Origin of the sequence: Natronohydrobacter thiooxidans (assembly GCF_001884735.1) — a bacterium.
Lineage (GTDB): Bacteria > Pseudomonadota > Alphaproteobacteria > Rhodobacterales > Rhodobacteraceae > Roseinatronobacter > Roseinatronobacter thiooxidans_A.
In genome coordinates, this window is the sequence record NZ_MJAP01000034.1 from 116,166 (window position 1) to 142,564 (window position 26,399).

Annotated in this window: 23 protein-coding genes; 13 read left to right on the forward strand and 10 right to left on the reverse strand. The window is 64.3% G+C overall.

Translation table 11 applies throughout. The annotated features are described in order from the left end of the window. Positions 1 to 65: 65 nt before the first annotated feature. A complete protein-coding gene (locus tag BG457_RS15275) occupies positions 66 to 848 on the reverse strand; it encodes a class I SAM-dependent methyltransferase (RefSeq protein WP_071798225.1) in 783 nt (260 codons plus the stop codon). 85 nt (positions 849 to 933) lie between these two features. Here BG457_RS15275 and gloB point away from each other — a divergent pair, with 85 nt between their 5' ends. The 4 genes from gloB (at position 934) to BG457_RS15295 (ending at position 5,684) form a co-directional block, all read left to right on the forward strand. Then, positions 934 to 1,701, forward strand: coding sequence for a hydroxyacylglutathione hydrolase (gene gloB / locus BG457_RS15280; RefSeq protein WP_071799216.1), 768 nt, complete (start codon positions 934 to 936; stop codon positions 1,699 to 1,701). 171 nt (positions 1,702 to 1,872) lie between these two features. Further along, positions 1,873 to 4,194, forward strand: a complete 2,322-nt coding sequence (clpA, locus tag BG457_RS15285) for an ATP-dependent Clp protease ATP-binding subunit ClpA (protein WP_071798227.1) — start codon at positions 1,873 to 1,875, stop codon at positions 4,192 to 4,194. Between the two features lie 72 nt (positions 4,195 to 4,266). Next, positions 4,267 to 5,040, forward strand: coding sequence for a rhomboid family intramembrane serine protease (locus tag BG457_RS15290; protein ID WP_071799217.1), 774 nt, complete (start codon positions 4,267 to 4,269; stop codon positions 5,038 to 5,040). 269 nt (positions 5,041 to 5,309) lie between these two features. After that, the gene (locus tag BG457_RS15295; RefSeq protein ID WP_139257800.1) at positions 5,310 to 5,684 is read left to right on the forward strand and encodes an acyloxyacyl hydrolase; all 375 of its coding nucleotides are present in this window, start codon (positions 5,310 to 5,312) and stop codon (positions 5,682 to 5,684) included. Between the two features lie 8 nt (positions 5,685 to 5,692). On the opposite strand, the gene BG457_RS15300 is transcribed toward BG457_RS15295, so the two are convergent. The 3 genes from BG457_RS15300 to BG457_RS15310 are packed head-to-tail and all read right to left on the reverse strand — an operon-like array spanning position 5,693 to position 9,381. After that, positions 5,693 to 6,793: an ABC transporter ATP-binding protein gene (locus tag BG457_RS15300; RefSeq protein WP_139257802.1), complete on the reverse strand. Its 1,101-nt coding sequence runs from the start codon at positions 6,791 to 6,793 to the stop codon at positions 5,693 to 5,695. Positions 6,794 to 6,799: 6 nt separating this feature from the next. Continuing rightward, positions 6,800 to 8,398, reverse strand: a complete 1,599-nt coding sequence (locus BG457_RS15305; protein ID WP_245771018.1) for an ABC transporter permease — start codon at positions 8,396 to 8,398, stop codon at positions 6,800 to 6,802. Then, on the reverse strand, positions 8,395 to 9,381 hold the full coding sequence (locus tag BG457_RS15310) for an extracellular solute-binding protein (protein ID WP_071798231.1): 987 nt from the start codon (positions 9,379 to 9,381) through the stop codon (positions 8,395 to 8,397). The genes BG457_RS15305 and BG457_RS15310 overlap by 4 nt, the downstream gene beginning before the upstream one ends. Positions 9,382 to 9,607: 226 nt before the next feature. Between BG457_RS15310 and deoC the strand changes: the two genes are divergently transcribed. From deoC to BG457_RS15330, 4 genes are all read left to right on the forward strand, one after another. Then, on the forward strand, positions 9,608 to 10,552 hold the full coding sequence (gene deoC / locus BG457_RS15315; RefSeq protein WP_071798233.1) for a deoxyribose-phosphate aldolase: 945 nt from the start codon (positions 9,608 to 9,610) through the stop codon (positions 10,550 to 10,552). A 10-nt stretch (positions 10,553 to 10,562) separates the two neighbouring features. Next, positions 10,563 to 12,857 (forward strand): aldehyde dehydrogenase family protein, encoded by a 2,295-nt coding sequence (locus tag BG457_RS15320; protein WP_071799220.1) that lies wholly within the window; start codon positions 10,563 to 10,565, stop codon positions 12,855 to 12,857. A gap of 72 nt (positions 12,858 to 12,929) precedes the next feature. Next, positions 12,930 to 14,867, forward strand: a complete 1,938-nt coding sequence (locus tag BG457_RS15325; protein ID WP_084657669.1) for a glycosyltransferase — start codon at positions 12,930 to 12,932, stop codon at positions 14,865 to 14,867. Positions 14,868 to 14,914: 47 nt separating this feature from the next. Continuing rightward, on the forward strand, positions 14,915 to 15,523 hold the full coding sequence (locus tag BG457_RS15330; RefSeq protein ID WP_071798235.1) for a hypothetical protein: 609 nt from the start codon (positions 14,915 to 14,917) through the stop codon (positions 15,521 to 15,523). A 65-nt stretch (positions 15,524 to 15,588) separates the two neighbouring features. Here the strand turns inward: BG457_RS15330 and polA are convergent, their stop codons facing one another. Further along, entirely contained in the window at positions 15,589 to 18,396 is a 2,808-nt protein-coding gene (gene polA / locus BG457_RS15335; RefSeq protein ID WP_071798237.1) for a DNA polymerase I, read from the reverse strand. 76 nt (positions 18,397 to 18,472) lie between these two features. Here polA and BG457_RS15340 point away from each other — a divergent pair, with 76 nt between their 5' ends. Further along, complete coding sequence (locus tag BG457_RS15340; protein ID WP_071798239.1) at positions 18,473 to 18,943, forward strand: hypothetical protein; 471 nt, start codon at positions 18,473 to 18,475, stop codon at positions 18,941 to 18,943. Between the two features lie 31 nt (positions 18,944 to 18,974). Here BG457_RS15340 and BG457_RS15345 read toward each other — a convergent pair whose 3' ends face one another. The 3 genes from BG457_RS15345 to BG457_RS15355 all read right to left on the reverse strand — a co-directional run bounded on the left by BG457_RS15345 (position 18,975) and on the right by BG457_RS15355 (position 20,186). Further along, positions 18,975 to 19,370, reverse strand: coding sequence for a DUF1761 domain-containing protein (locus BG457_RS15345; protein WP_071798241.1), 396 nt, complete (start codon positions 19,368 to 19,370; stop codon positions 18,975 to 18,977). 73 nt (positions 19,371 to 19,443) lie between these two features. Then, positions 19,444 to 19,641, reverse strand: coding sequence for a zinc-finger domain-containing protein (locus tag BG457_RS15350; protein ID WP_071798243.1), 198 nt, complete (start codon positions 19,639 to 19,641; stop codon positions 19,444 to 19,446). An 89-nt stretch (positions 19,642 to 19,730) separates the two neighbouring features. Continuing rightward, positions 19,731 to 20,186, reverse strand: coding sequence for a DUF805 domain-containing protein (locus BG457_RS15355; protein ID WP_175546814.1), 456 nt, complete (start codon positions 20,184 to 20,186; stop codon positions 19,731 to 19,733). A 139-nt stretch (positions 20,187 to 20,325) separates the two neighbouring features. Here BG457_RS15355 and BG457_RS15360 point away from each other — a divergent pair, with 139 nt between their 5' ends. Beyond that, a complete protein-coding gene (locus tag BG457_RS15360; RefSeq protein ID WP_071798247.1) occupies positions 20,326 to 21,246 on the forward strand; it encodes an ABC transporter ATP-binding protein in 921 nt (306 codons plus the stop codon). Positions 21,247 to 21,249: 3 nt separating this feature from the next. Here the strand turns inward: BG457_RS15360 and BG457_RS15365 are convergent, their stop codons facing one another. Both BG457_RS15365 and BG457_RS15370 read right to left on the reverse strand, forming a co-directional pair. Next, positions 21,250 to 22,017, reverse strand: a complete 768-nt coding sequence (locus BG457_RS15365; protein WP_071798249.1) for a hypothetical protein — start codon at positions 22,015 to 22,017, stop codon at positions 21,250 to 21,252. 1 nt (position 22,018) lies between these two features. After that, the gene (locus tag BG457_RS15370) at positions 22,019 to 23,347 is read right to left on the reverse strand and encodes an HlyC/CorC family transporter (protein WP_071798251.1); all 1,329 of its coding nucleotides are present in this window, start codon (positions 23,345 to 23,347) and stop codon (positions 22,019 to 22,021) included. Between the two features lie 128 nt (positions 23,348 to 23,475). On the opposite strand from BG457_RS15370, the gene prfA reads away from it, so the two are divergent. The 3 genes from prfA to BG457_RS15385 all read left to right on the forward strand — a co-directional run bounded on the left by prfA (position 23,476) and on the right by BG457_RS15385 (position 26,368). Beyond that, entirely contained in the window at positions 23,476 to 24,531 is a 1,056-nt protein-coding gene (gene prfA / locus BG457_RS15375; protein ID WP_071798253.1) for a peptide chain release factor 1, read from the forward strand. Beyond that, complete coding sequence (gene prmC / locus BG457_RS15380; RefSeq protein WP_071798255.1) at positions 24,531 to 25,370, forward strand: peptide chain release factor N(5)-glutamine methyltransferase; 840 nt, start codon at positions 24,531 to 24,533, stop codon at positions 25,368 to 25,370. The genes prfA and prmC overlap by 1 nt, the downstream gene beginning before the upstream one ends. A 218-nt stretch (positions 25,371 to 25,588) precedes the next feature. Continuing rightward, positions 25,589 to 26,368 carry a DUF4167 domain-containing protein gene (locus BG457_RS15385; protein ID WP_071798257.1) on the forward strand — a complete coding sequence of 260 codons (780 nt, stop codon included), beginning with the start codon at positions 25,589 to 25,591 and terminating at the stop codon, positions 26,366 to 26,368. Positions 26,369 to 26,399 lie beyond the last annotated feature (31 nt).

Consider the following 26,399-nt stretch of genomic DNA (forward strand, 5'->3'; position numbering starts at 1 on the left):
GCGTATATAGCGCGCGCAGGCGCCCCGCCCGGCGGGGCGCAGCATGTGCGGGAAAGCTGATTCTGTCATCCTTGTTTTGGCCCGATTTCCGTCCGGATCCGCCAGGCCGGGCGGGTGACAGTCGGGCGCACCGGGTCCAGAATGCGCAGCGGTTTGCGCTCGCGCACCGCCAGTCCCGAGGCGCCGGGCGCGTCCGGGATGCGCGTGGCCTCGACCAGCAACACGCCGCCTGCAGGGTAGCGCGGCAGGCGCTGGCCCAGATTTTCGAGCACCATGGCCCAGCTCAGCCAGCTCTTGCGATCCTTTGGCGGAAAGAACAGCGCGCTGGAGGTCGCGTTGACCGCAAAGCCATGTTCGCGCAGCAAGGCCTCGACCTGCCGCAGCGAATAGGGGCGGCCAAGGGCGAAGGGCGTGCCCTCGTTGCGCGCCCAGAGCCCCGAGCGGTTGGGCACGATCAGCATGACCCGCGCGCCGACCTTGAGCACGCGCGCGATCTCTTCCATCAGTGCTGCCGGGCGTTCCGAGGTTTCCAGCCCGTGCAGCACCACCAGCCGGTCGATACTGTCCGACGCGAGCGGCCAGCTTGTTTCCTCGACCAGCACCGAATGGTTCTCGGTCTCGGCAGGCCAGTGCAGCACGCCCTGTTGTGCGGGCATCAGCGTCATGACGCGGCTGGCCTGTTCCAGAAAGGGGCGCAGCAGGGGGGCAGCGAAGCCGAAACCCGCGACCGACAGCCCGGTGACCGACGGCCAGCGCAGTTGCAACTGATCGCGCATCGCCTTTTGCGCCGCACGGCCCAGATGGGTCGTGTAGTAGAAATCGCGCAGGAAATAGACGTCCTGATGCATGCGGCCCTGTCCGGTCCTGTTGGTTGCGTCGGGCAACGGAATGTCCCAGACTGCCCCGACCTTATCGCAATCCAAGGAAAATGCCATGCCTCTGGAGATGATCGCCATTCCCTGCCTGCGGGATAATTACGCCTATCTGCTGTATGATCCAGAGACCGGACGCACGGGTGTTGTCGATGTGCCGGATGTGGCCCCGATCCATGCTGTGCTTGACGCCAAGGGCTACCGGCTGAGCGATATCTTCATCACCCATCACCATGATGACCATATCGGCGGGGTGATGCGCCTGCGCGAGGATACGGGCGCGGCGGTCTGGGGCGCGCGCGCGGATGCGCATCGTCTGCCGCCGCTTGATCATGCGCTGGACGAGGGCGACAGCGTGACCCTGGGTGCGGCGCAGGGCAGGGTGATCGAGGTCTCGGGGCATACGGTCGGCCATATCGCCTTTCACTTTCCCGAGAGCCGTCTGGCCTTTACCGCCGATAGTCTGATGGCGCTGGGCTGCGGGCGGCTGTTCGAGGGGAGTGCCGCGCAGATGTGGGAGAGCCTGTGCAAGCTGATGGCCCTGCCGGATGAGACGCTGATCTGTTCGGGCCATGATTATTCCGCCGGAAATGCGGCTTTTGCGCTGCATGTCGATCCTGAAAATGCCGATCTGAAGGCACGGGTCGCCGGATTTGACGCCGACCGCGCGGCGGGCCGCCCCATGGCTGTGGTGCCGCTTGGGCTGGAGAAGGCGACGAACCCTTTTCTTCGCGCCGGGCAGCATTATCTGAAGCAGGCGCATGGGCGTGAGAGCGCGTCCGATGCCGAGATGTTTGCCTATCTGCGCGACCTGAAAGACACGTTCTGAACGACCATCTCGCAGGCAGATCATCACGAAACTTGCCAGATTTCCTTGCATCCGGCAAAGTTGAAGAAAAAGCTCTTGAAGGACGGTGAATAAAACCGAAATTTAAGAAGAAGAGGCGATGCTGGAAACCGGGGACTGTCCGGTGACCACCCAGGAACAGGAGCGTCTGACGTGCCGAGCTTTTCAAACACTCTGGAGCAATCCATCCACGGGGCGCTGGCGCTGGCCAACACCCGGCGGCACGAATTCGCAACGCTTGAGCACCTGCTGCTTGCGCTGGTTGACGAACCCGATGCCAGCCGGGTGATGCTCGCTTGCAATGTCGATCTGGACGAGCTGCGCAAGACCCTGCACGAGTTCATCGAGGAAGAGCTGTCCTCGCTTGTGACCGATATCGAAGGGTCGGAAGCCGTGCCCACGGCGGCCTTTCAGCGCGTGATCCAGCGCGCGGCGATCCATGTGCAAAGCTCGGGCCGCAACGAGGTGACAGGCGCGAATGTGCTGGTCGCGATCTTTGCCGAACGCGAATCGAATGCCGCCTATTTCCTGCAGGAACAGGATATGACGCGCTATGATGCGGTGAATTTCATCGCCCATGGGGTGGCGAAGAACGCGAAATATTCCGAAACCCGGTCGGTATCGGGCGCGGAAGAGGAAGAGACCGAGCAAGGCGCCAAGGCCGAAGAAAAGGCCAAGGAAACCGCGCTGGGCAAATATTGCGTCGATCTGAACGCCAAAGCGCGCAAGGGCGAGGTGGACCCGCTGATCGGGCGTGCCTCGGAAGTCGAGCGCTGCATTCAGGTTCTCTGCCGTCGGCGCAAGAACAACCCGCTTCTGGTGGGCGATCCGGGCGTGGGCAAGACCGCGATTGCCGAAGGGCTGGCCAAGAAGATCGTCGAGGGGGAAACCCCGGCCATTCTGGCGCATTCCACCATCTTCTCGCTGGATATGGGCGCGCTGCTGGCGGGCACCCGCTATCGTGGCGATTTCGAGGAGCGGCTGAAATCGGTGGTGCAGGAGTTGGAAGATCACCCCGATGCGGTGCTCTTCATTGACGAGATCCACACGGTGATCGGGGCCGGGGCCACCTCGGGCGGGGCGATGGATGCCTCCAACCTGCTGAAACCCGCGCTGCAGGGTGGCAAGCTGCGCTGCATGGGATCGACCACCTATAAGGAATTCCGCCAGCATTTCGAGAAGGACCGCGCCTTGTCGCGCCGGTTCCAGAAGATTGATGTGGTGGAGCCGACGGTTGAAGACTCGATCAAGATCCTGATGGGGCTGAAGCCCTATTTCGAACAGCATCACGACATTCGCTACACCAATGACGCGATCAAGCAGGCGGTGGAACTGGCGGCGCGCTATATCAATGACCGCAAGCTGCCCGACAAGGCCATTGATGTGATCGACGAGGCGGGCGCGGCGCAGCATCTGCTGCCCGAGTCCAAGCGCCGCAAGACCATCGGCCCGAAAGAAATCGAGGCCGTGGTGGCCAAGATCGCGCGTATTCCGCCGAAGAACGTGTCGAAAGACGACAGCGAGATGCTGCGCGATCTGGAAGCCTCGCTCAAGCGGGTGGTTTTCGGGCAGGATGCGGCCATCAATGCGCTGTCCTCGGCGATCAAGCTGGCGCGTGCGGGTCTGCGCGAGCCGGAAAAACCCATCGGCAACTATCTCTTCGCCGGGCCGACCGGGGTGGGCAAGACCGAGGTCGCCAAGCAACTGGCCGATACGCTGGGTGTGGAACTGCTGCGTTTCGACATGTCGGAATATATGGAGAAACACGCGGTCAGCCGTCTGATCGGGGCCCCTCCGGGCTATGTCGGGTTCGATCAGGGGGGCTTGCTGACCGATGGCGTCGACCAGCACCCGCATTGCGTGCTGCTGCTCGATGAGATCGAGAAGGCGCATCCGGATGTCTATAACATCCTGCTGCAGGTCATGGATCACGGCAAGCTGACCGATCATAACGGCCGGACGGTGAATTTCCGCAATGTGATCCTGATCATGACCTCGAATGCCGGGGCTGCAGAACAGGCCAAGGCCGCGATCGGCTTCGGGCGCGACCGGCGCGAGGGTGAGGATACGGCGGCCATCGAGCGCACCTTCACGCCCGAATTCCGCAACCGTCTGGATGCGGTCATCAGCTTCTCGCCGCTGCCGCGCGAAGTGATCATGATGGTGGTCGAGAAATTCGTGCTGCAACTGGAAGCGCAGTTGATGGACCGCAATGTCACGATTGACCTGAGCGAGGATGCGGCTGCATGGCTGGCCGAGAAGGGCTATGATGACAAGATGGGCGCGCGTCCGCTCGCCCGTGTCATTCAGGAGCATATCAAGAAGCCGCTGGCGGAAGAACTGCTGTTTGGCAAGCTCGCCAAGGGGGGCGTGGTGCATGTGCGGCTGCGCGACGGGGCCATTGTGCTGATCACCGAAGGGCCGGATGCCAAGCAGATCACCGGGAACAACCCGCCTCTGCTGACGGCGGATTGACCCCGCGCCCCAGGAAAATATGCGCGGCGTCCGGGTCTCCGGGCGCCGTTTGCGTCTGAAAGTCCCCCCATGCTGATCCCCATTCGCGACCATAACCCCTCGGACAAGCGCCCCTATGTCACCTGGGCGCTGCTGGCGGCGAATGTGGTGATCTTCGCGCTCTATCTGCCGCTGTTCAGCGATGATTTCGCGCTGATGCATTTCTTTTACGACTGGGGCATGCTGCCTGCGCGGCTCAGCGCCGGGCAGGGATATGAGACGCTGATTTCGCATCAGTTCCTGCATGGCGACCTGTTTCATCTGGGTGCCAACATGCTGTTTCTGTGGATTTTCGGGGATAATATGGAAGAGGTCTGGGGCCACTGGAAATTCCTTGGCTTCTATCTTCTCTGTGGTCTTGCGGCGGCGGGGCTGCAATACGCGACCGAGCCCGGTTCGACGATTCCGATGGTCGGGGCATCCGGGGCGATTGCCGGGGTTCTGGGCGGCTATTTCCTGTTCTACCCGCGCGCCCGCGTCGATATGTTCCTGTTTCTGATCGTGATTTTCCGTATCATCCCGGTCCCCGCCTGGCTGGTGCTGGGAAGTTGGTTCGTGCTGCAGCTTCTGGGCGGGATTGGCGGGGCCATCGAGGGGGATGGCGTGGCCTATTGGGCGCATGCGGGGGGCTTTGTCGCGGGCGTGCTTTTCTGCCTGCCGCTCTGGCTGCGGCTGGGGGGACGCAGCTTCTGGGAGAAGTGCCACGGTACCCCACCGCATGAGGAAGCGCGCTACCGTTTCGTGAAAACCAGCGTGCCTGCAGCGGGAAAAAAGAAAGGGGTCAGGTTCAATCCCTGGCGGCGCTGAGCGGGCGCAGGCGCGCTGTAACAGTTGCGCAACATGGGTCTGAAAAGCCACGCGTCCGGAGTGATCCTGACTGTGCCGGGCTGCGCGACTGTGCTATTCACACGGAGTTGAATTTTGATGCTCCGGTTTCTGTATTCCACTGATCGTTCTCCACTCATTTCGGGAACCCTGTCGTGATCCTGCGTCTTGCTCTGGCGTTATTCCTCGGCCTTGCCGGTAGTGTTGCTGTTGCGGACTCTCCGCGTGTGATTGCAAGTCTGGGGCAGCAGATGACAACCAACGACCCTGAAGCCTATCTACGCTACATGGGCGCGCCGCTGCTCTATGGGGTGCAGCCTGTTCTGGGGCTGTCGGTCGCCGCGAACGGCGCGGGCTGGATCGGGGCCGGGGCGGCCTATACTTACCGGCCGGAGATGCAGGGGCTGTTCCTGCGCGTCAGTTCGATGGCGGGGTTGTATCGCAAGGGGGCGGGCAAGGATCTGCACGGTCCCGTCCAGTTCCGCACAGCGCTTGATCTGGGGATCACGCAGCCCAATGGCATGGAATACGGCATTGGCGCGGATCATCGCTCCAGTGCGCGGATCTACCAGCCCAATCCGGGGCTCAATACGCTCTATCTGTTTGCGTCGGTGCCCTTGCGCTGATCGGCGCGTCAGCTCAGCGGCACCACGCAGTCACAGATGCGCAGCCGCACCCGCGCGCCGACATCGATCATGGCGCCGGCCCCGGAAATCACCAGCATGCAGCGCTCGCCCTCCTGCACCCAGTAAAGCTGGTCATGGCCGCGGAATTCGCGCCCCACGACCGAGGCCGGGCCCTCGGGATCGGGTTCGAGCATGATCTGCTCGGGCCGCACGGACAGCGACACCGCGCCATTGGCCGCGCGTGACAGCGGCAGGGTGCCGAATTCGGTCTTGACCTCCATCCCCGAGGCGGTGCCGGTCAGGATATTCGAGCGCCCCATGAAAGAGGCCACGAAAGCCGAAACCGGGTTGCGGTAAATCTCGTCCGGGGTGCCGATCTGCAGCACGCGCCCCTTTTCCATCACCGCGATCCGGTCGGCGACGGCCATGGCCTCTTCCTGATCATGGGTGACAAGGATCGCGGCGGATCCGGCTTCTTTCAGCAATTTGCGCACTTCCTGCCGGGTTTCGACCCGCATGGCGGCGTCGAGATTCGAGAAGGGCTCATCCAGCAGCACCAGCGGCGGGGCAACGGCCAGCGTGCGCGCCAAGGCCACGCGCTGTTGCTGCCCGCCTGACAACTCATGCGGTTTGCGCGCGCCAAGCGCCTCCAGCCCGACCAGCGCCAGCATGTCGCGGGCGCGGGATTCGGCCTGAGCGCGGGGCAGTTTGCGCAGGCCGAATTTCACATTGTCGAGCACATTCAGATGCGGAAACAGCGCATAATCCTGAAACACGAAACCGATGCCGCGCGCTTCGGGGGGCAGGTGGGTGATATCGCGCCCGCGGAGCGTGATGCGGCCTTCATCCGGGGTTTCAAACCCGCCGATCATGCGCAGCGTCGTGGTCTTGCCGCAGCCTGACGGGCCCAGCAGTGCCAGCATCTCGCCTTCGCCCAGATCGATGCTCACGCGCTCGACGGCGGCGGACTCGCCCTTGGCAAAGGATTTGCGCAGGCGTTCCACGCTCAGAAGCGTCTTTTTCGGTTTGACCCGATAGCCCAGCGGCGAGGCTTCGGCGGGCATCTTGAATGAGAGGGTCTTGGGCAGGTTTGGCATTTCATCCTTCATCGCGCGCTATCCGCCCTTCTTGTCATGGCGCAAAACGACGCCCACGAAAAGGGCCGAAAAGCCCATGATCGCGGCGGCATAGGGGGCGGCCTCCATCAGCATGCCCTCGGAGGTGCGCGAGAACATGGTGATCGAGAGAGGGCGGAACCCGGTCGGCGCGAGCAGGAAGGCGATGGGCAATTCCTTCATGGCGATGACGAAAACCAGCACCATGCCCGCGATGACACCGGGGCGGATCGTGGGCAAGGTGACGCGGGCGAAGACCGAGAAGGGGCCATGCCCCAGCGCGCGCGCGGCTTCCTCGACCGAAGGTCGCGCCTGATAGAGCGCGGAACGGATCGGGCCGAGCGCGAGCGCGAGGAAGCTGAGCGCATAGACCGTCACCAGCAGGAGTTGCGTCTGATAGAGGAAGCGTGCAGCGTTGAGCGAGAAGAAGACGAAGGCCAGCGCAAAGGCCAGCGCGGGCACGGCATAGCCGACAAAGGCCAGCCGGTTGATGAAGGTCGAAAGCTTCGAGGGGTAGCGCACGGCCAGCACCGCGACCGGCAGGGCCATGGCCGCCGCCATCAGGGCAGCAGGGACCGCGACCGATAGCGATTGCGAAAAGGCGCGGATCAGCGCGGGCAGCACGGCAGGCAGGTCATCCAGCCGCACCATCCAGAAGCTGAGCACCGCGACTGGCAGCCCGATTGAGGCGAGCACCACGACCCCGACGAAGCCCCAGCCCAAGGCTTGCCCCAGCGGCCCGAGGGTCAGCCTGCGCCGCCCGATCCCGGTGCCCGATCCGGTGCGCGCGTAATGCGCGCCTTCGCGCAACCGGCTTTCCCACCAGACCACGGACAGGGCGATGGCAATCAGGATCAGCGCCAGCCACGCGGCATAGACCCGATCAAACGCGGCGGAATACTGGATATAGATGGCGTAGCTGAACGCCTCGTAGCGCATCAATGCGACCGCGCCGAAATCGCCGATGACATAAAGCCCCACGACCAGCCAGCCCGCCATCAGCGCGGGCATCAGATGGGGCAGGGTGACGCGGGTGAAGACCTCGCGCGGGGTGGCGCCCAATGCGCGGGCGGCTTCTTCCAGTGATTGGTCGAAACCGGAAAACCCGGCGCGCAGGTTCAGATAGATATAGGGGAATGTATAGAGCGAGAGCGCCAGCGTCGCCCCCAGCAGCCCGTCGATGCGCGGCAGCGTATAGTCAAAGACCTGCGCCATGAAGCCCGACCGCCCCGAGAGGCCCAGAAGCGCATAGGCCATCACATAGCCCGGTGTCGCGAGCGGGATCACCGCGAGCAGGTTGACCAGCCTGCGCCCGCGCAGATCGGTGCGGCTGACGAGCCAGGCCAGCGGCAAGGCGATGGCGGTCGACAGCGCCAGCACAGAGGCGACCAGCAGGGCCGTGTTCCACAAGAGCATCCGCGTGCGCGGGCGCAGGATCAGCGATTGCACGGTGGCGAAATCGGCCTCGAAGGCGCGCAGTGCCAGCCAGATCAGCGGCAAGAGCATCAGCGCGCCGATGGCAAGGCCAATGGCGGAAAAGATGAGACGGGCCGCCGGGATGCGGCGGCCCATCGGCAGGATTTGGGTCAGCGTGCTCACAGCACCCCGAGATCGCGCAGCATCTGCAACGTTCCTTCAAGATCGGTCAGGGTGTTCAGATCAACTTGCGGCGCTGCGGTCAAGACCTGCTCCATGTTCAGCATCCGCCCCGTCGGAATTGTCGCACCCGGCACGACCTCGAATTCCTGCACATCCGAGACGAAGAATTGCTGCGCCTTGGGCGAAAGCAGGAACTCGACGAATTGCACGGCCTCGTCGCTATGGCCGGAGCTGTTCAGCACGCCCACAGCGGCGACCAGAAGCAGGTTGCCGATATCGCCATCGTCAAACAGCGCCTGATCGACCGGGGCTTCGGCATCGCGCGAGAGGGCGCGGCTGACATAATAGTTGTTGGTGATGCCGATATCGCCTTCGCCGTCCAGGATGGACTGGACAATGGCCGTGTTGTTGCGCACGGCAATCGGTTCATTGGCGATCAGGGCTTCAAGGAAGGCGCGGGTCTCCTCCTCGCCGATGACCGCACGCATGGCGGTCAGATGGCCATGCAGCGCGCCATTGGTGGGGGCCCAGACCACGCGGCCCTTCCATTCGGGCGCGGTCAGATCGAAGATCGAGCCGGGCAGCTCGTCATCGCTTACACGGTCGGTTGCGCGGGCCATGATCCGGCCCCGGCCCGAAGTGGCGACCCAGCGGTTCTCCGCGTCGCGATAGGCGGCCGGGACCGAGCCCACAACCGCTTCGGGCAGCGATTGCATCAGTTCCGCGACGGCGCCCAGCGCGGTCGCATCCTGCGCCCAGTACAGGTCTGCGGGCGAGGCATCGCCTTCTTCCTGCAGTAGCACGGCCAGTTCGGCAGTGCCCGCATAGCGGACATTCACAGTGATCCCGGTCTGGGCGGTGAAGGCTTCGATGATCGGCGCGACCAGCGGTTCACCACGGCCGGAATAGAGGGTCAGATCTGCCAGTGTCGGCGTCGCGGCAAAGGCGGCCAGTGCAAAGACAGAGTTGCGAAGAAAGCTCATGGTGTCACCCCTTGGGACAGTTTCAGATCCATGCAGGAACAGGATCCCGGTACCGCGCGCCTGCGCTTCCCTTTCGCAGTGGCCTGCTCAATTCCTACTGATACGGTCAGTTATTATACCCGAGTGGTTTCGTCAACAACCTTTGCGCAGGAAATGACGCGTGGATGGGGATTGCCGATCCGGCTGCGCTTCGCGCATAGTGCGGGCAGAACAGGTGAGGCAAGGCATGACACATCCCCGCAATCCCGGCACAAGGCTGGACACAAGCGTCTTCACCCGCGTCAACCGTCCTGCAAGCGAGCGCCGGGCGGCATCGCTGGTGACACGGCGGTCACTGAAAGGCGCGCATCAGGCGGCGTGGCTGCTGAACGCGATTGCCTGCATGGATCTGACGACGCTCGCGGGCGATGACACGCCGGACCGGGTGCGCCGTCTCTGCGCCAAGGCGCGGCGGCCCCTGTCGGACGAGATCGTCGCCGGTCTGGGCCTGCCCGAGATGCCGAAAACCGGTGCGGTCTGCGTCTATCCGACGCTGGTCGCGCCTGCGGTCAAGGCGCTGGAAGGGGCGGGCATCCCGGTGGCCTCGGTCGCGACGGGGTTTCCGGCGGGGCTGATGCCGCTTGATCTGCGGCTGGCCGAGATTCGCTATGCGGTGGATCAGGGCGCGGCAGAGATTGATATCGTCATCACCCGCGCGCATGTGCTGGGCGGCGACTGGGCGGCGCTGTATGACGAGGTGGCGGCGATGCGCGAAGCCTGCGGCGCGGCGCATCTGAAAGCGATTCTCGCAACCGGTGATCTGGTGACGCTGACGAATGTCTATGCGGCCTCGATGGTGGCGATGCAGGCGGGGGCGGATTTCATCAAGACCTCGACCGGCAAGGAAGGGGTGAATGCGACCCTGCCTGTGGGGCTGACCATGTGCCGCGCGATCCGCGATTACCGGGCGGCCAGCGGGCATATCGTGGGGTTCAAACCGGCGGGCGGCATGAAAACCGCCAAGGACGCGCTGAACTGGCAGGTCTTGATGCGCGAGGAACTGGGGCGCGACTGGCTGCGGCCTGATCTGTTCCGGCTGGGCGCCTCAAGCATGCTCGCCGATATCGAGCGGCAATTGTCGCATCATGTGACCGGGCGCTACGCCGCCCATCACCGCCATGCGCTGGCCTGAGGAAAGACCCATGCCGACCATCACGGAGATCCTTGAGACCATGGAGTATGGCCCCGCACCCGAAAGCGAGACGCTGGCCCGCGACTGGCTGAAACGCGGCCCGTTCGGGCATTTCATCGGCGGCGGTTTCACCAAACCGGCGGCGTTGTTCGAGACCCGCAACCCGGCGCGGGACGAAGTGCTGGCAGAGGTCTCGCAAGGCAGCGAGGCGGATATTGACGCGGCGGTGAAGGCTGCGCGCAAGGCGCAAGGGCCATGGGCGAAGCTCTCCGGCCACCAGCGCGCGCGGTATCTCTATGCGATTGCGCGCCAGATCCAGAAGCGTGAGCGGCTGTTTGCGGTGCTGGAGGCGCTGGATAATGGCAAGCCCCTGCGCGAGGCGCGCGACGGGGATGTGCCGCTGGCGGTGCGGCATTTCTACCACCATGCGGGCTGGGCGGAACTGGTGGTCGAGGAATTTCCGGGGCAGGCACCGCATGGGGTCTGCGGGCAGATCATTCCATGGAATTTCCCGCTGCTGATGCTCGCGTGGAAAATCGCGCCTGCGCTGGCGGCGGGCAATACGGTGGTGCTGAAACCTGCCGAATACACGCCCCTGACCGCGCTTTTGTTTGCCGAAGCCTGTATCGAGGCGGGGCTGCCCAAGGGGGTGGTCAATATCGTCACCGGTGACGGCACGACCGGGGCGGCGCTGGTCGCGCATGACGGTGTGGACAAGATCGCCTTCACCGGCTCGACCGACGTGGGCCGCGAAATCCGGCGCGCGACCGCGGGCAGCGGCAAGGCGCTGACGCTGGAACTGGGCGGCAAATCGCCGTTTCTGGTCTTCGCCGATGCCGATCTGGATGCAGCGGTCGAAGGCGTGGTCGATGCGATCTGGTTCAATCAGGGCGAGGTCTGTTGTGCGGGCTCGCGGATACTGGTCGCGGAAAGCGTGGCTGCGCGTTTCACCAGCAAACTACGCGCGCGGATGGAAACGCTGCGCGTGGGGGAACCCTTGGACAAATCCACCGATATCGGCGCGATCGTGCATCCACGCCAAGCCGCGCGCATCCGCGATCTGGTGGCGCAGGGCGTGGCGGCGGGGGGCGTGGTCCATGCGGGCACGGCGCCCGAAGGGTGTTTCATCGCGCCTCAGGTGATGCTTGAAGTATCGCCTGCAAATCCCTGCTTTACCGAGGAAATCTTTGGCCCGGTTGCCGTGGTCTCGACCTTCCGAACGCCGGATGAGGCGATAGAACTCGCCAATAACACGCGCTATGGGCTGGCGGCCTCGATCTGGTCGGAGAACCTGACGGTCGCGATGGATATGGCCGCGCGGATCCGGGCCGGGGTGGTCTGGATCAATGCGACCAACCTGTTTGACGCGAACGCGCCCTTTGGCGGCATGCGTGAGAGCGGTTTCGGGCGCGAAGGCGCGCGCGAGGGGATGGCGGCCTATCTGCGGCCCAGGGCCGCGCTGGGCAAGGCAAGCGCGCCTGCCGGGATCGACGCGCTGCCGCAACCTGCCGCAATCGAGGGGATCGACCGCACCCACAAGCTCTATATCGGCGGGGCGCAGAAACGCGCGGATAACGGGCAAAGCTATGCGATTGTCGAGAAGGGCAAATTGCGCGGCCATGCACCGCTGGGCAGCCGCAAGGATATCCGCAACGCTGTGGAAGCGGCGCATAAGGCGGGCAAATGGACCGCGATGAGCGGCCATCAGCGCGCGCAGGTGCTGTATTTTCTGGCCGAGAATCTGAATGCGCGGGCGCAGGATCTGCGCGCCTTCGCCAGCGCCAAAGAGATCGACACCGCGATTGCGCGCGCCTTCTATTATGCGGCCTGGGCCGATAAATTCGATGCCCGCGTGCATGACACGCAAGGCGCTCATGTCACGCTGGCGATGAAGGAAGCTTACGGCGTGATGGGGCTGATCTGCGGGCAGGAAGCCCCTCTGGCGGGGTTCCTGTCGCTGGTCCTGCCTGCGATTGCGCTGGGCAACCGGGTTGTGGCGATCCCGGCGCAGGCACAGCCCTTGGCGGCGCTGGAACTGGCGCAGGTTTTCGCCTGTTCGGATGTTCCGGGCGGGGTGGTCAATATCGTCTCGGGCCCGGTGGGGGAACTGGCGGAGACGCTCGCCGCGCATGATGACGTTGGGGCCCTTTGGTGTGCCGAGCCTGCGCTGACGGGGCCGGTCGAGCGGGCGTCGGCGGGAAATCTGAAACCGGTCTGGACCGTGCCAGACGCGCAGGCACAGGGGGCCGACTTCCTGCAGGCGGCGGTGCAGATCAAGACCATCTGGGTGCCCTATGGCGCGTGATGCGGCATCGGTCTTAACAGTTCATTAACTGCGGGTTGCCTAGAGTAAACGCCTTGGCGCGAGGCGGGTGATATGCAGGGACGGGCGGCACGCGAATTGGGGCAGGCAGCGCGCGCGGCGGCGCCTCCCGTGCTGGAACTGGCCGTCCATCGCAAGACCGATGCCGCGCGCCGTCCCCTCGGCACGATCCTGCAGGAAATGGGCGCGCTCTCGCAAGACGGGCTGGTGCGCGCGCTGGAGATACAGGCGTCACAAGCCGGGTTTCTGGGCGATATCCTGCTTGCGCATGGGATGATCACCGAGACGGACCTGACCACCGCCCTGTCGCGTCAGTTCAGCACCAGTTTCCTGACCTCGGACGCCCCCTTGCCCGATCGCCGTCTGATCGAAATCCTTGGGGTGCGGCGTTGTCTGGCGCTGTATTGCCTGCCCTGGGAGCGGGCAGGGGATGTCACGGTCGTGGCCTGCGCCCGGCCCGCGCAATTCGGGTTCTATCGACCGGAACTGGAACGGATTTTCGGCCCGGTCGCCATGGTGCTGATCAGCGAGACCGATCTGCACGCGACCCTCCTCAAGACCCAGCGCACGCGGCTGAAACTCTGGGCCGAAACCTGCGTGGACGAAAGGGAAAGCTGCCGCATGCTGCAAAGCCGCAGCTTCGGACGGGTGCTGCGCTTTGCCGTGCTGGTGATCGCCGCGCTGGTACTGCTGGCACCGCAGGCCGCCCTGCTGGGCCTGACGCTGATCGCGACGGGGTTTTTGCTGCTCACCTCGCTGCTGAAACTCGCGGCTGCCATCGCTGTCCATCGCAGGCCCCCAGCACCAGAGCCGAGGATCCGGCTCTTGCGCGCGCGCAGGCCCATTGTGTCGATCATGGTGCCGCTTTACAAGGAACCGCGCGTGATCCCGCGGCTGATCAACCGGTTGTCACGGCTGACATGGCCGCGCGAGTTGCTCGATATCCTGCTGGTGGTCGAAGAGCATGACCATGCCACGCGCGCGGCGCTCGACGCCTGCGCCCTGCCACGCTGGATGCGGGTCGTGCCGGTGCCGGATGCGCCGCTGAAAACCAAGCCGCGCGCGCTGAATTATGCAATGCTGTTTGCGCGCGGCGCGATTATCGGGGTCTATGATGCCGAGGATGCGCCCGAGCCGGACCAGATCCACCGCGTCGTGAAATGCTTTCAGGACGGCCCGCCCGATCTGGCCTGCGTGCAGGGGGCGCTCGATTTCTACAACGCGCGCACCAACTGGCTGTCGCGCTGTTTCACCATCGAATATGCGACATGGTTCCGCATCGTGCTGCCGGGGATGCAGCGTCTGGGGCTGGCTGTGCCTCTGGGCGGCACGACACTGTTTTTCCGCCGCGATATTCTGGAGAGCCTTGGCGGCTGGGACGCGCATAACGTGACCGAAGATGCCGATCTGGGCATCCGTCTGGCGCGGCATGGCTATTACACGCAGCTTCTGGACACGGTGACGCTGGAAGAGGCGAATTGCCGCGCGGTGCCCTGGGTCAAGCAGCGCTCGCGCTGGCTGAAGGGCTATGCGGTGACATGGCTCGTGCATATGCGCGCGCCGCGCGCATTGTGGCGCCAGCTTGGGGCATGGCGGTTTTTCGGGGTGCAGCTGCTGTTTCTGGGCACATTGGTGCAATTCATGTTCGCGCCGCTGTTGTGGAGTTTTTGGCTGATGCTTGCGGGTCTGTCGCATCCGCTGCAGGCAAGCATCGGCGGGCCGGTGATGCTGGGCTTCTTTGCGGTGTTCGTGATGTCCGAAGCCGTCACGCTGAGCGTAGGTTATCTGGCGCTTGGCGGCCACAGGCACCGGCATCTGCGGCTCTGGCTGCCCACGCTGCATGGCTATTTTCCGCTGGCGGTGCTGGCGGTCTACAAGGCGCTGTGGGAATTGATCTCGGCCCCGTTCTACTGGGACAAGACCGCGCATGGCGAGCATGGGGCGGCATGCGATCAGGTCACGGTCGCGGGCGGCCTTGTCGCAAGCAGCTAGACCTGCGCCGCGCATCCCGCTAGCACAGAGAAAAACACGGGGTAGGCATGCTGTATTTTCACAAGGCCGGGCTGGTTTTTCTGGCGACACCGAAATCGGGCAGCACGGCGATTGAACGTGCGCTGACGCCCAAGGCGGATGTGGTGTTCCAGAATGACCCGAATTTCAAGCATTGCATCTTCCAGCGCTATCAATGGCGCGTCGAGAAGATGATCGGCATGTTCACCGACCGGGTGCCCGAAACCCTGGCCATGATCCGCGAACCCGAGGACTGGCTGGGAAGCTGGTTCCGGTTCCGCCACGGGGCCTGGCTGAACGGCACGCCGCGCAGCACGCGGGGGATGAGTTTCGATCAGTTCGTCGAGGGCTATCTGAGCGAGGCGCAGCCGCCCTTTGCGGCGGTCGGCAGCCAATGGAAATTCCTGACCCATCCCAGGACCGGCGAGCGGGTGCAGCATATCTTCCGCTATGACGCGATGCCCGCTTTCGTGGGCTATCTGGAAGCGCGGCTCGGCTGGTCGATTGAGGTCGAGCGGCACAATGTCTCGCCCGATTGGGAGATCACGCTCTCAGCGCCCTTGCGCGCGCGGCTGCGGGAGCAGTTCGCGGCTGATTATGCGCTGTATGAGGGGGCGCTGACCCGCGCGCCGGGCTGAGGCGCGCGAGAAGCAATTTCAGAAAAAGTTGACAGACTTTGTCGGTTCGAAATTGCGACAAGATATCAATGCGCCTCGGCCCAGTTGTCGCCAGTACCTGCATCGACGACCAGTGGCACGCTGAGTTTGACCACAGGCTCTGCCGCCGCTTCCATCACCTCGCGCACGCGGGCGATCGTGTCCTCGATGGCGTCTTCGGCCACCTCAAACACCAGTTCGTCATGCACCTGCAACAGCATTTTCGCAGGCAAGCCCTCGATCACATTCGGCAGGCGGATCATGGCGCGGCGGATGATATCGGCGGCTGTCCCTTGGATCGGCGCATTGATCGCGGCACGTTTGGCGAATCCCGCGCCGGGGCCTTTGGTGTTGATCTCGGGCGTATGGATGCGCCGCCCGAAGAGGGTTTCGACCCGGCCATGCTTTTTCGCGAATTCCACCGTGGCATCCATATAGGCGCGGATGCCGGGGAAGCGCTCGAAATAAGTGTCGATAAACGCCTGCGCCTCGCCGCGCGGGATACGCAGGTTGCGGGCAAGGCCGAAGCCGGAAATGCCGTAGATCACACCGAAATTGATCGCTTTCGCGCGGCGGCGGATTTCCGGGGTCATCTCGGACATGGGCACGCCGAACATCTGAGATGCGGTCATGGCATGGATGTCTTGTCCGTCACGGAAGGCCGCTTTCAGGCTGTCGATCCCGGCAATATGCGCCAGAATCCGCAGCTCGATCTGGCTATAGTCCAGCGCCACCAGTTTCATGCCCGGTTCCGCAACAAAGGCGGTGCGGATGCGGCGGCCTTCCTCGGTGCGGATCGGGATATTCTGCAGGTTCGGATCGGTCGAGGCCAGCCGCCCGGTCACAGCGCCGGTGATCACATAGGAGGTGTGCACGCGGCCTGTCTCGGGGTGGATATGGTCCTGCAGCGCATCGGTATAGGTCGATTTCAGTTTCGAGAGTTGCCGCCAGTCCAGCACGCGGGCGGGCAGGTCATGGCCTTCGGCGGCCAGATCTTCCAGCACATCCGCACCTGTGGCATAGGCGCCGGTCTTGCCTTTCTTGCCGCCCTGAAGTCTCATCTTGTCAAACAGGATCTCGCCCAGTTGCTTGGGGCTGCCCACGTTGAACGTCTCGCCCGCAAGTTCGTGGATTTCGGCCTCCAGCCCCGCCATTTTCTGCGCGAAGGCGTTCGACATGCGCGAGAGCACATCGCGGTCCACCTTGATCCCGTGCCGTTCCATCTGCGCCAGTACCGGCACCAGCGGGCGCTCCAGCGTCTCATAGACCCGCGTCACCTGCGACTGGTGCAGGCGCGGCTTGAACATCTGCCACAGGCGCAGGGTCACATCGGCATCCTCGGCGGCGTAGCGCGTGGCTTCGTCAATCGGGACCAGATCGAAGGTGATGGCGGATTTGCCGCTGCCCAGAAGCGTCTTGATCGCGATGGGTTGGTGGTTCAGGTAACGGTCCGAGAGCGTGTCCATCCCATGCCCGTGCAGGCCACCATGCAGCGCATAGGACATGAGCATCGTGTCGTCTATGGGCGCGACATGGATGCCGAGATTTGCGAAAATCTTGGCGTCATATTTCATGTTCTGCCCGATCTTCAGGACAGCCGGGTCTTCCAGAACGGGTTTCAGCGCCCTGAGCGCGTCCTCAAGCGGGATCTGCCCCTCGACCAGATCGGCACTGCCAAAGAGATCACCACTGCCCGCGCGGTGGGCAAGCGGGATATAGGCCGCGCGCCCCGCTGCGGTGCAGAGCGAAATGCCCACGAGATCCGCGCGCATCTCATCGAGCGAGGTGGTCTCGGTATCGACCGCAACATGGCCGAGTTCCTCGATATCCGCGATCCACTGCGCCAGCGTGTCCAGATCGCGGATGCAGATATAGTCCGCCTGCGCGAAATCGGGCTGTTCGGGGACGGCGCTGGGCGCGTCAGGTGTTACCTGCGGGGCGGCCACCGGCAGGGCCGGGGGCTCGGTGCCGAAATGATCGGCGACACGGCGGGTCAGGGTGCGGAATTCCATCGCGTTCAGAAAGCCCAGAAGCGCTTCGGCGTCAGGCGCGCGCACCTCCAGATCCTCTAGGGTGAAATTCAGCGGGGTCTGCTCGTCAAGCTGCACCAGCCGTTTGGAAATGCGGATCAGATCGGCATTGTCGATCAGTGCCGCGCGCCGCTTGGGCTGCTTGATCTCGCCTGCGCGCGCGAGCAGGGTTTCCAGATCGCCATATTCATTGATCAGAAGGGCGGCAGTCTTGATCCCGATCCCCGGCGCACCCGGTACATTATCGACCGAATCGCCCGCCAGCGCCTGTACATCGACCACCCGCTCGGGGCCGACGCCGAATTTCTCGACCACTTCCTCGACGCCGATCTGCTTGTTCTTCATGGCGTCCAGCATCTCGACCCCGCCGCCGACAAGCTGCATCAGATCCTTGTCCGACGAGATGATGGTCACGCGCCCCCCAGCTTCGCGGGCCTGCCGGGCGAGGGTGGCGATGATGTCATCGGCCTCATAATCCTCGATCTCGATCGTGGCGAGGTTGAAGGCGCGGCTGGCCTCGCGGGTGAGCGGGAATTGCGGGCGCAGATCCTCGGGCGGTTCGGGGCGGTTGGCCTTGTAGAGATCATAGATCTGGTTGCGGAAGGTTTTCGAGGAATGATCGAAGATCACCGCCGCATGGGTCGGCGCGTCAGCGCTTGCGCCGTTCTCGCCCAAGTACCGCCAGAGCATGTTGCAAAACCCTGCCACGGCCCCCACAGGCAGCCCGTCGGATTTGCGCGTCAGCGGCGGCAGCGCGTGATAGGCGCGGAAAATATAGGCCGAGCCGTCGATCAGATGCAGGTGATGGCCTTTGCCGAAACTCATCTTGCGGCGCTCCTTGTCAGATCCGGGTGGCTGTGATTAGCTGCGGCCCCGGTGTTTTCAAAGGCAGGTATTTCACATGCGCCACGCGGCTTCAATCTTGGCTTTCGGCAGTTTCCTGTCCCTGCCTGCCGCAGCGCTTGAGCTGCCCGATTGCGTGAGCCGCCCCAATGATGCCAGCAGCTGCAGCCCCGTTGTGGCCTGCATGCCCGGCGATGGGGTGTATCTGGTGGGCCGCGCCATCGGCTGGAACGAGGGCGCGCTGGAAGGGGTGACGAATACCGGCCTGTCCTGCAGCGGCACATGGCGGATCGGCCAGAGCCTGCGGCTGGGCCATGCCGAATTTTCCTGCGATGACGGGCTGGCGGGGCAGATGATCTATTACTATCAGGACAGTGCGACCGGAACCGCGCGCGGCACCGGGCTGATCAGTGGCTTCGGGCGCATCCGCGCCTGGTCGGGCCATAATATCCGGCAGTTTCTGGACCAGAGCGGCGCGCGGGTTGAGGGCGAGGTGATGTGCGGCGAAACGCCGATGCTGCTGAGTTGATGGACCTGCGCGGGCACCGGGCTGCGCCTGTTCAGAACAGGGTCAGGATCAGCCCCATCACTGCGCAGGCCAGCGCCGCATAGCCGCCGTCAATCGCAGCCAGCCGCAGCGGGCGCTGCGAGAACAGCACATTGAGCGTGATCCACGGCGCGATGAAGAACAGCCCCACCCCCAGCCCAGCCAGAAACCCGCCCCCTGCCGAGGTGACGCCCGATCCGGCCAGCATGTGCCGCATCATCCCGGCAACGACAAGAATGCACAGAAAGGCGCCGCCATAGGTCAAGGGGGACGCGCCGCCTTCGGGTTGGCCGGATGCGTCCAGCTTGATGCCAGCCGCGGCGATCCACGGTTTCGACAGCAGATTGTACCATACCGCGCCCAAGGCAAAACCGGCCAGAGCGGCAAGGATTACGGAAAGCACGGCCATCGCGGCCTCCTGCGCAGGGGTGACATCTTACGATATCAGCCTGCCCGCGATCAGGCAAAACCTTTGCGCCGGTTCAGCCCGCAGCTTCGCCAGCGTGATCGCGATGGATGAAGCGCTTGTCGCAATAGGGGCATTCGACCATGCCGGTCTCATGGCTGAGCGACAGCCAGACGCGCGGATGCCCCAGCGCGCCCTCGCCGCCGTCGCAGCAAACGCGCGTCGCGGTCACGATCTCGGTTTCGGGGGCGTCATGGGAGGTGGAAATGCTCATCTAACAAGCCTCTTGCAGGGATCGTCTCTTGATACAGGAAGAAGCGCCGGAACCACAAGCCTCAAGCAGGGGGCCTCAAGCAGGGGGCCTCAAGCAGGGGGCGGGCCATAGGCATTGGCTTCCGCATCGCCTTTCAGGATACCCAGTTCGATCAGCGCCCAGATGCCGACGCCCAGGCTGATCAGCCCGACCAGCATCGACGGCATCCCCGGCATGCTCTCGGCTCCGGGAACGCCGGGGACCGTCCGATAGCCGATGCGGAATGTGTCGATCAGCGTCAGCAGCAGGCCCGGCGCGATGAAGATCGCAAGCTTGGGCATGGGCGGCTGGCCCCGGTCCGCGAGCCGCTTGGTCCCCAGCGCCAGCCAGGGGTAGATCATGCCCAGCGTGACCAGCAGGACCAGCAGCCGCCCGAAGAGGGACTCGCCGAAGATGACGGTTATCAGGCCAAAGAGGATCACCGCGGCGACAACCAGCAGGATCACCCCCAGCCAGTATTGTCCCCGGCGGATGCGCCCGTCGAATGATGTCAGCAATTCCCGCATGGTCACTCTCCTTCGCATGAATATCTGTCCCACAGCCTGACCGCGCGACGCGCCCACGTCAACCCGGCGCTGCGGCAGGGTGCTTTTCATTCTGCGCGGGATTGTTATCTATGCCCCAGACAGAACGGAAAGGCCGCATATGACACAGCATGCCATCGAGATCACGGGACTGCGCAAGACCTATGTGGGCGGCAAGGAGGCGCTGAAAGGTGTCGATCTGACCATTCCGGCGGGCAGTATCTTCGGCCTGCTGGGGCCGAATGGTGCGGGCAAATCGACGCTGATCAATATTCTGGCCGGGCTGGTGAACAAGACCAGCGGTCAGGTGCGGATCTGGGGGTTTGATCAGGACGTGAACCCGCGCCAGTCGCGCGCGGCCATCGGGGTCATGCCGCAGGAATTGAACATGGACCCGTTCTTCACCCCGCGCGGCGCGCTCGATGTGCAGGCGGGGCTTTACGGCGTGCCCAAATCCCAGCGCCGGACGGATGAGATCCTGGAGATGATCGGGCTTGCCGACAAGGCCGAAGCCTATGCGCGCACGCTTTCGGGGGGGATGCGCCGCCGCCTGCTTCTGGGCAAGGCGCTGGTGCACGGGCCGCGGGTGCTGGTACTGGACGAGCCGACAGCGGGCGTGGATATCGAGCTGCGCCAGATGCTCTGGGCCAATGTGCGCAGGCTCAATGCGCAGGGTATGACCATCATCCTGACCACGCATTATCTGGAAGAGGCCGAAGCGATGTGCGACGAGATCGCCATCATCAACCATGGCGAGGTTGTGGTGCGCGACCGCACCACCGCCCTGCTGGGGCGGCTCGACGCCAAGACGCTGGTATTGCGGCTGGAGGTGCCGGTTCCGGGGCTTGTGCTGCCCGAGGGCGTGAAGCCAGAGCAGCGCCCGGATGGCAGGCTGGCGCTGACCTATCCGCGCAGCGCGGTCAGCGCGGGTGATCTGCTGGCGGCCGTGGCGCGGGCCGGGGGCGTGGTGGTCGATATCTCCAGCGAAGAGCCGGATCTGGAAGATGTGTTCCTGTCGCTGACTTCGGGGCGGGCGGCGTAGCGCTCAGGGCGCGACGCTGGCCCAGCCGCAGGCGGCTGCAAGGGCCACCGGATCAAGGCCCGTGTCCACCGCCATGGCTTGCCGCACGCCCCGCGCGCGCCAGTTATGCAGCCGCGCGCGCCAGAGCTGATGGCCCATGCGCGAGATCTTGATGATCGGGCTGCGCAGCGGCAGCCGGTCGGCCCATTTGCGCTGCAGATAGGCATAGGCCGCCCCGAATCCCTGATCGAGATTGTCCTTGTAGCCGTCATTGTGAATGAGCGGCAGCGCGCAGGCATAGGCCCCCAGCCCCTTCGCGCGCGCCTGCGTCACGATATCGGTGCCATAGAGATGCCAGCCCGGCAGGTCTGTGTCCCATGTGAGCCCGGCACTGCGGCGCATGACGATCAGGAGTTCGTCAAAACTCTGCACCGGCTGGGGGCTGAGCGCCACATGCCCTACGATCTGCCCCAGTGAGGACGACCAGACCGGCCCCCAGCCGCGCGCGTGATCATCCACCCCGTATGCGCCGATCAGCGCCCAGTCGGGATCGCGCGCTGCCACTTCGGCGATGCGCGCGCGCAGCAGCGCGTCCCAGCCGGGCGGCAGATAGATGTCATGATGCAGGAAGATGAGGATATCCTCGCTGGTCTCGCTCATCCCCTGCGCATAGGCTTTGGCTGCAGAAGCGGCGCCCTCAATCACGCTCAGCGGCAGCGACTCCAGTAGGGGCGAGCGGGCCAGATTATCCCCCAGAATGCCCGCATTGTTGCTGGCGCAGATCAGTCGCATCTCAGTCATCCGCGCGCGCAGCGTCGATATTGCGGATGCTCAGCCGCACGATCCGGTTGCCCTCGCGCTCCAGCACCTTGAAGCGGCAGCCGTAGAAGGAGAACACTTGCCCCGCATCGGGGATCGACTGCGCCTCATGGATCACCAGCCCGGCCACGGTCACGGCTTCCTCATCGGGCAGCGACCAGTCCATGGACCGGTTCAGATCGCGGATGGTCATGGTGCCCTCGACAATGACCTCGCCATCGGGGCGTGTTTCGACCTCGGGGGCAGAGGTGGTGTCATATTCATCCTCGATCTCGCCCACGATTTCCTCAAGAATATCTTCCAGCGTGATCAGCCCGTGCAGCGCGCCATATTCATCCACCACCAGAGCGAAATGCCGCTTCAGACGGAGGAATTCCTTCATCTGCTCATCCAGCGGCGTGGTTTCGGGCACGAAATAGGGCGGGCGGGCCAGTTTGACGACATCCAGCGCGCCGATGGCATCATAGGTGCCACCCGCCTCGACCACCAGCCGGTGCATCTCGCGCACCAGATCGCGGGCATAGAGGATACCGATAATATTCTCCTGTTCCCCGCGATACATGGGCAGGCGCGAATGCGACGAGTTGATACATTGCGCGATGATATCTTCTACCGGATCATCGGCATTCACCACCTCGATCTGGCTGCGGTGACGCATGATTTCCTCGACCGTGCGTTCAGACAGATCCAGCGCGCCCAGAAGTCGGTCGCGATGTTCCTTCTCGACCGAGCCGGTCGAATGCCCCAGCGCCAGCGTGCCCGCGATTTCGTCCTTCACCGACAGGATGTTGCTTTCGGGGTCGATGGTCACGCCGAACAGCGCCAGCACCCGGCGCACGATGAAGCGCACCACCATGACCACGGGCGAGAAGATCGCAACCACGATGCGCAAGGGCGCAGCCACGCGCAGGGCCGCGCTTTCGGGGTTGGAAATCGCATAGGTCTTGGGCAGCACCTCGGCAAAGACCAGCACCAGCAGCGTCATGATCAATGTGGCCAGCGCCACGCCACTATCGCCGAAGAGCCGCGTGAACAGTGCCGTCGCCAGCGAGGCGGCAAGGATATTGACCAGATTGTTGCCCAAGAGGATCGCGCCGATCATGCGCTCGCTGTCCTCGGTCAGATGCAACGCCTTTTCGGCACCCGGCACGCCCTTGTCGGCCTGCGCTTTCAGCTTGCCCCGGCTTGAGGCCGTGAGCGCGGTTTCCGAGCCCGAGAAGAAGCCCGAGATGACCAAGAGCAACAGAATAGCCCCGGCTGTGATCCAGAAGGCCGTATCAAGAAATGTGGCGGTATCGCCCATAAATGTTCAATTCCTGCACCAGTGACGCGGCAAGCGCCTGATCCTCTCTTAAGTCCTTGCACTGCGCGCGTCCAGCGCCAGACCGCCGGGACTTGACGCTGGCCTGCGGATTGGCCATCAGGTCGGGCATGTTCGCCTCTGATACTCTTGACCAGATCACCCGCCGTTTCGGCTATCTGGAAGCCCGCCTGATGGCGGGGGTCGCGCCCGAAGAGATCGCGGGCGTGACCCGCGATTATGCGGAACTCAAACCCGTCGTGGCGCAGATCCATGCCTATCAGCGTGCGCTGGCCGACCGGGCCGAGGCCGAGGCGATGCGCGGTGACCCCGAGATGCGCGCGCTGGCCGAAGAGGAACTGGCCCGCGTCGAGGCGGAACTGCCGGCGCTGGAACATGCGCTGCGGCTGGCGCTCTTGCCGAAGGACGCGGCAGACGCCCGCCCCGCGCTGGTCGAATTGCGCCCCGGCACGGGCGGCGAGGAAGCCAGCCTTTTCGCCGCCGATCTGCTGCGCATGTATCAGAAATACGCTGAAACGCGCGGCTGGCAGGTGCAGATGATCAGCTTCTCGGAAACCGAGATCGGGGGCCTGCGCGAAGCGGTGCTGCGGATCGCGGGCGAGGGGGTGTTCGCGCGGCTGAAGTTTGAGTCGGGCGTGCACCGGGTCCAGCGCGTGCCAGTGACGGAATCGGGCGGGCGGATCCATACTTCTGCGGCAACAGTGGCCGTGCTGCCCGAGGCCGAAGAGGTTGATATCGACATTCCCGCGACAGATATCCGCATTGATACGATGCGCGCGTCCGGTGCGGGCGGGCAGCATGTGAACACCACCGATTCGGCAGTGCGGATCACGCATATTCCCACCGGGATCGTGGTCACGAGTTCGGAAAAATCGCAGCATCAGAACCGCGCCATTGCGATGCAGGTGCTGCGCGCGAAACTCTTTGACATGGAGCGCCAGCGCGCTGCAACCGAGCGCGCGGATGCACGGCGCGCGCAGGTGGGCTCGGGGGACCGGTCGGAGCGCATCCGCACCTATAATTTCCCGCAAGGCCGGATGACGGATCACCGGATCAACCTGACGCTCTACAAGCTTGATGCGGTGATGCAGGGCGATCTGGACGAGGTGATCGACGCGCTGATCTCTGCCGATCAGGCCGCCAAACTCGCCGAGATGGACGGCTGATGCAGGCGCAGGTGCTGCTGGCCGAAGGGGTGGCTGCGCTGCGCGCTGCCGGGATCGAGGGGGCGGCCCGCGATGCCCGCTGGCTGATGGCGCATGCACTGGATCTGGGTCTCGACCGGCTGACACTCGCGCTGCAGGATCCGGTGACAGAGGCGCAGGCGGCGCGGTTTCAAGCGGCGATTGCCGCGCGCGCACACCGCCAGCCCGTCGCGCAGATCACCGGCCAGCGGCTGTTCTGGGGGCGGTTGTTCCGGGTGACGCCCGATGTGCTGGACCCGCGCCCCGAAACCGAGACCCTGATCGCCACGGCACTGGAACAGCCCTTTGGCCGCGTGCTCGATCTGGGCACTGGCAGCGGCGCGATTCTGGCGACACTTCTGGCAGAATGCCCCGAGGCGACAGGGACGGGCGTCGATCTCTCGCCTGCCGCACTCGGGGTTGCGCAGGGCAATGCGCAGGTGCTGGGCGTCGCGCCGCGCGTGTCCTTCCTGCACTCGGACTGGTGCGCTGGCGTCTCGGGGCAGTTCGATCTGATCGTGTCGAACCCGCCCTATATCGGCGCGGGCGAGATTGCGGATCTTGCGCCTGAAACCCGCGACTGGGAGCCGCGCATGGCGCTGGTGCCCGAGGGCTGCGACGGCACCGGCCTTGCCGCCTATCGCGCGATCGCGGCGCAGGCGCCTGCGCATCTGGCACCGGGCGGGCGGCTGATCGTCGAGTTGGGGCTGGGGCAGGGGCCCGCGGTGCTGGCGCTTTTTGCGCAGGCGGGGCTGACATCCGGGCGGCTGGTCGATGATCTGACCGGGCGCGCGCGTGTGGCGCTGGCCTATTCGCCCTGACCGCAGGACTATGGCAAATCTGCAAGATCGCGCTCAAATGACAGTTTTTGCAGAGTTAGGGCTTGTCAGAGGCCGCATGGCATGCCAAGTGAAATACAAGGTGAGCCAAAAAATCGTGGCTTGCCCGGTCATTCCCTTTCAGCAGTCTGGTTTGTCCGACATGTGACACTCAAGACGGGACTGCACTCTGTGCCATCTTCGGCAGGATAGAATCACGCATGAGATCACCCAATAAACGTTCGCGTTCGAAATCGAACCGCCCCAAAACGCTTGGCAATATCGTCAACCGTGTGTTCGACAGTTCCGGCCCCGAGGGCAAGGTGCGCGGCACGCCGCAGCAGATCATCGAGAAATATCAGGTTCTCGCGCGCGATGCGCAATTGTCCAATGACCGCGTGGCCGCCGAGAATTTCCAGCAGCATGCCGAGCATTACACCCGCATGCTGGCCCAGGCGCAGCGCGAATTGCAGGCCGAGCAGGAAGCCCGCCGCCAGAACAATGACGAACGCAACCGCCAGCCCTATGATGATCGTGGACAGGATCGCGGTCAGAACCAGCATGGCGGCAATCACAACCAGCATGGCGGGCAGCATGGCGGGCGCCGCTACGACCAGCGCCGTCAGCAGGAAGATGCAGGCCAGCAAAGCGCCGTGAGCCGCGACACCGCGGCACAAGAGGCATTCTCGGTGCAGGATACCGACAGCGCGCCGGAAGAGGATACGCTGGTCGAGACCCCCGAAAGCAAATCCTCGACCGAGGGGCCGCGCGCGCCCGAGCCGGTGGCGCAGGATGCGCCCGCCCCTGCTGCCCCCGCGCCAGAGGCTGACAGCAAGCCCCAGCGCAGCCGCAAGCCGCGCGCCCCGCGCGCGCCTGCTGCTGCCCCCGAGCCCGCGCCGAGTGAGGCGGAGGGCGCGGCCAAACCGCGCCGATATGTGCGCAAGCCGCGCAAACCCGCCGAATCCGCGTCGGATGAAGTGACGCCTTCGGCAGCCGAATAAGCAATAAACGCCCGTGTCACATCGTGCCACG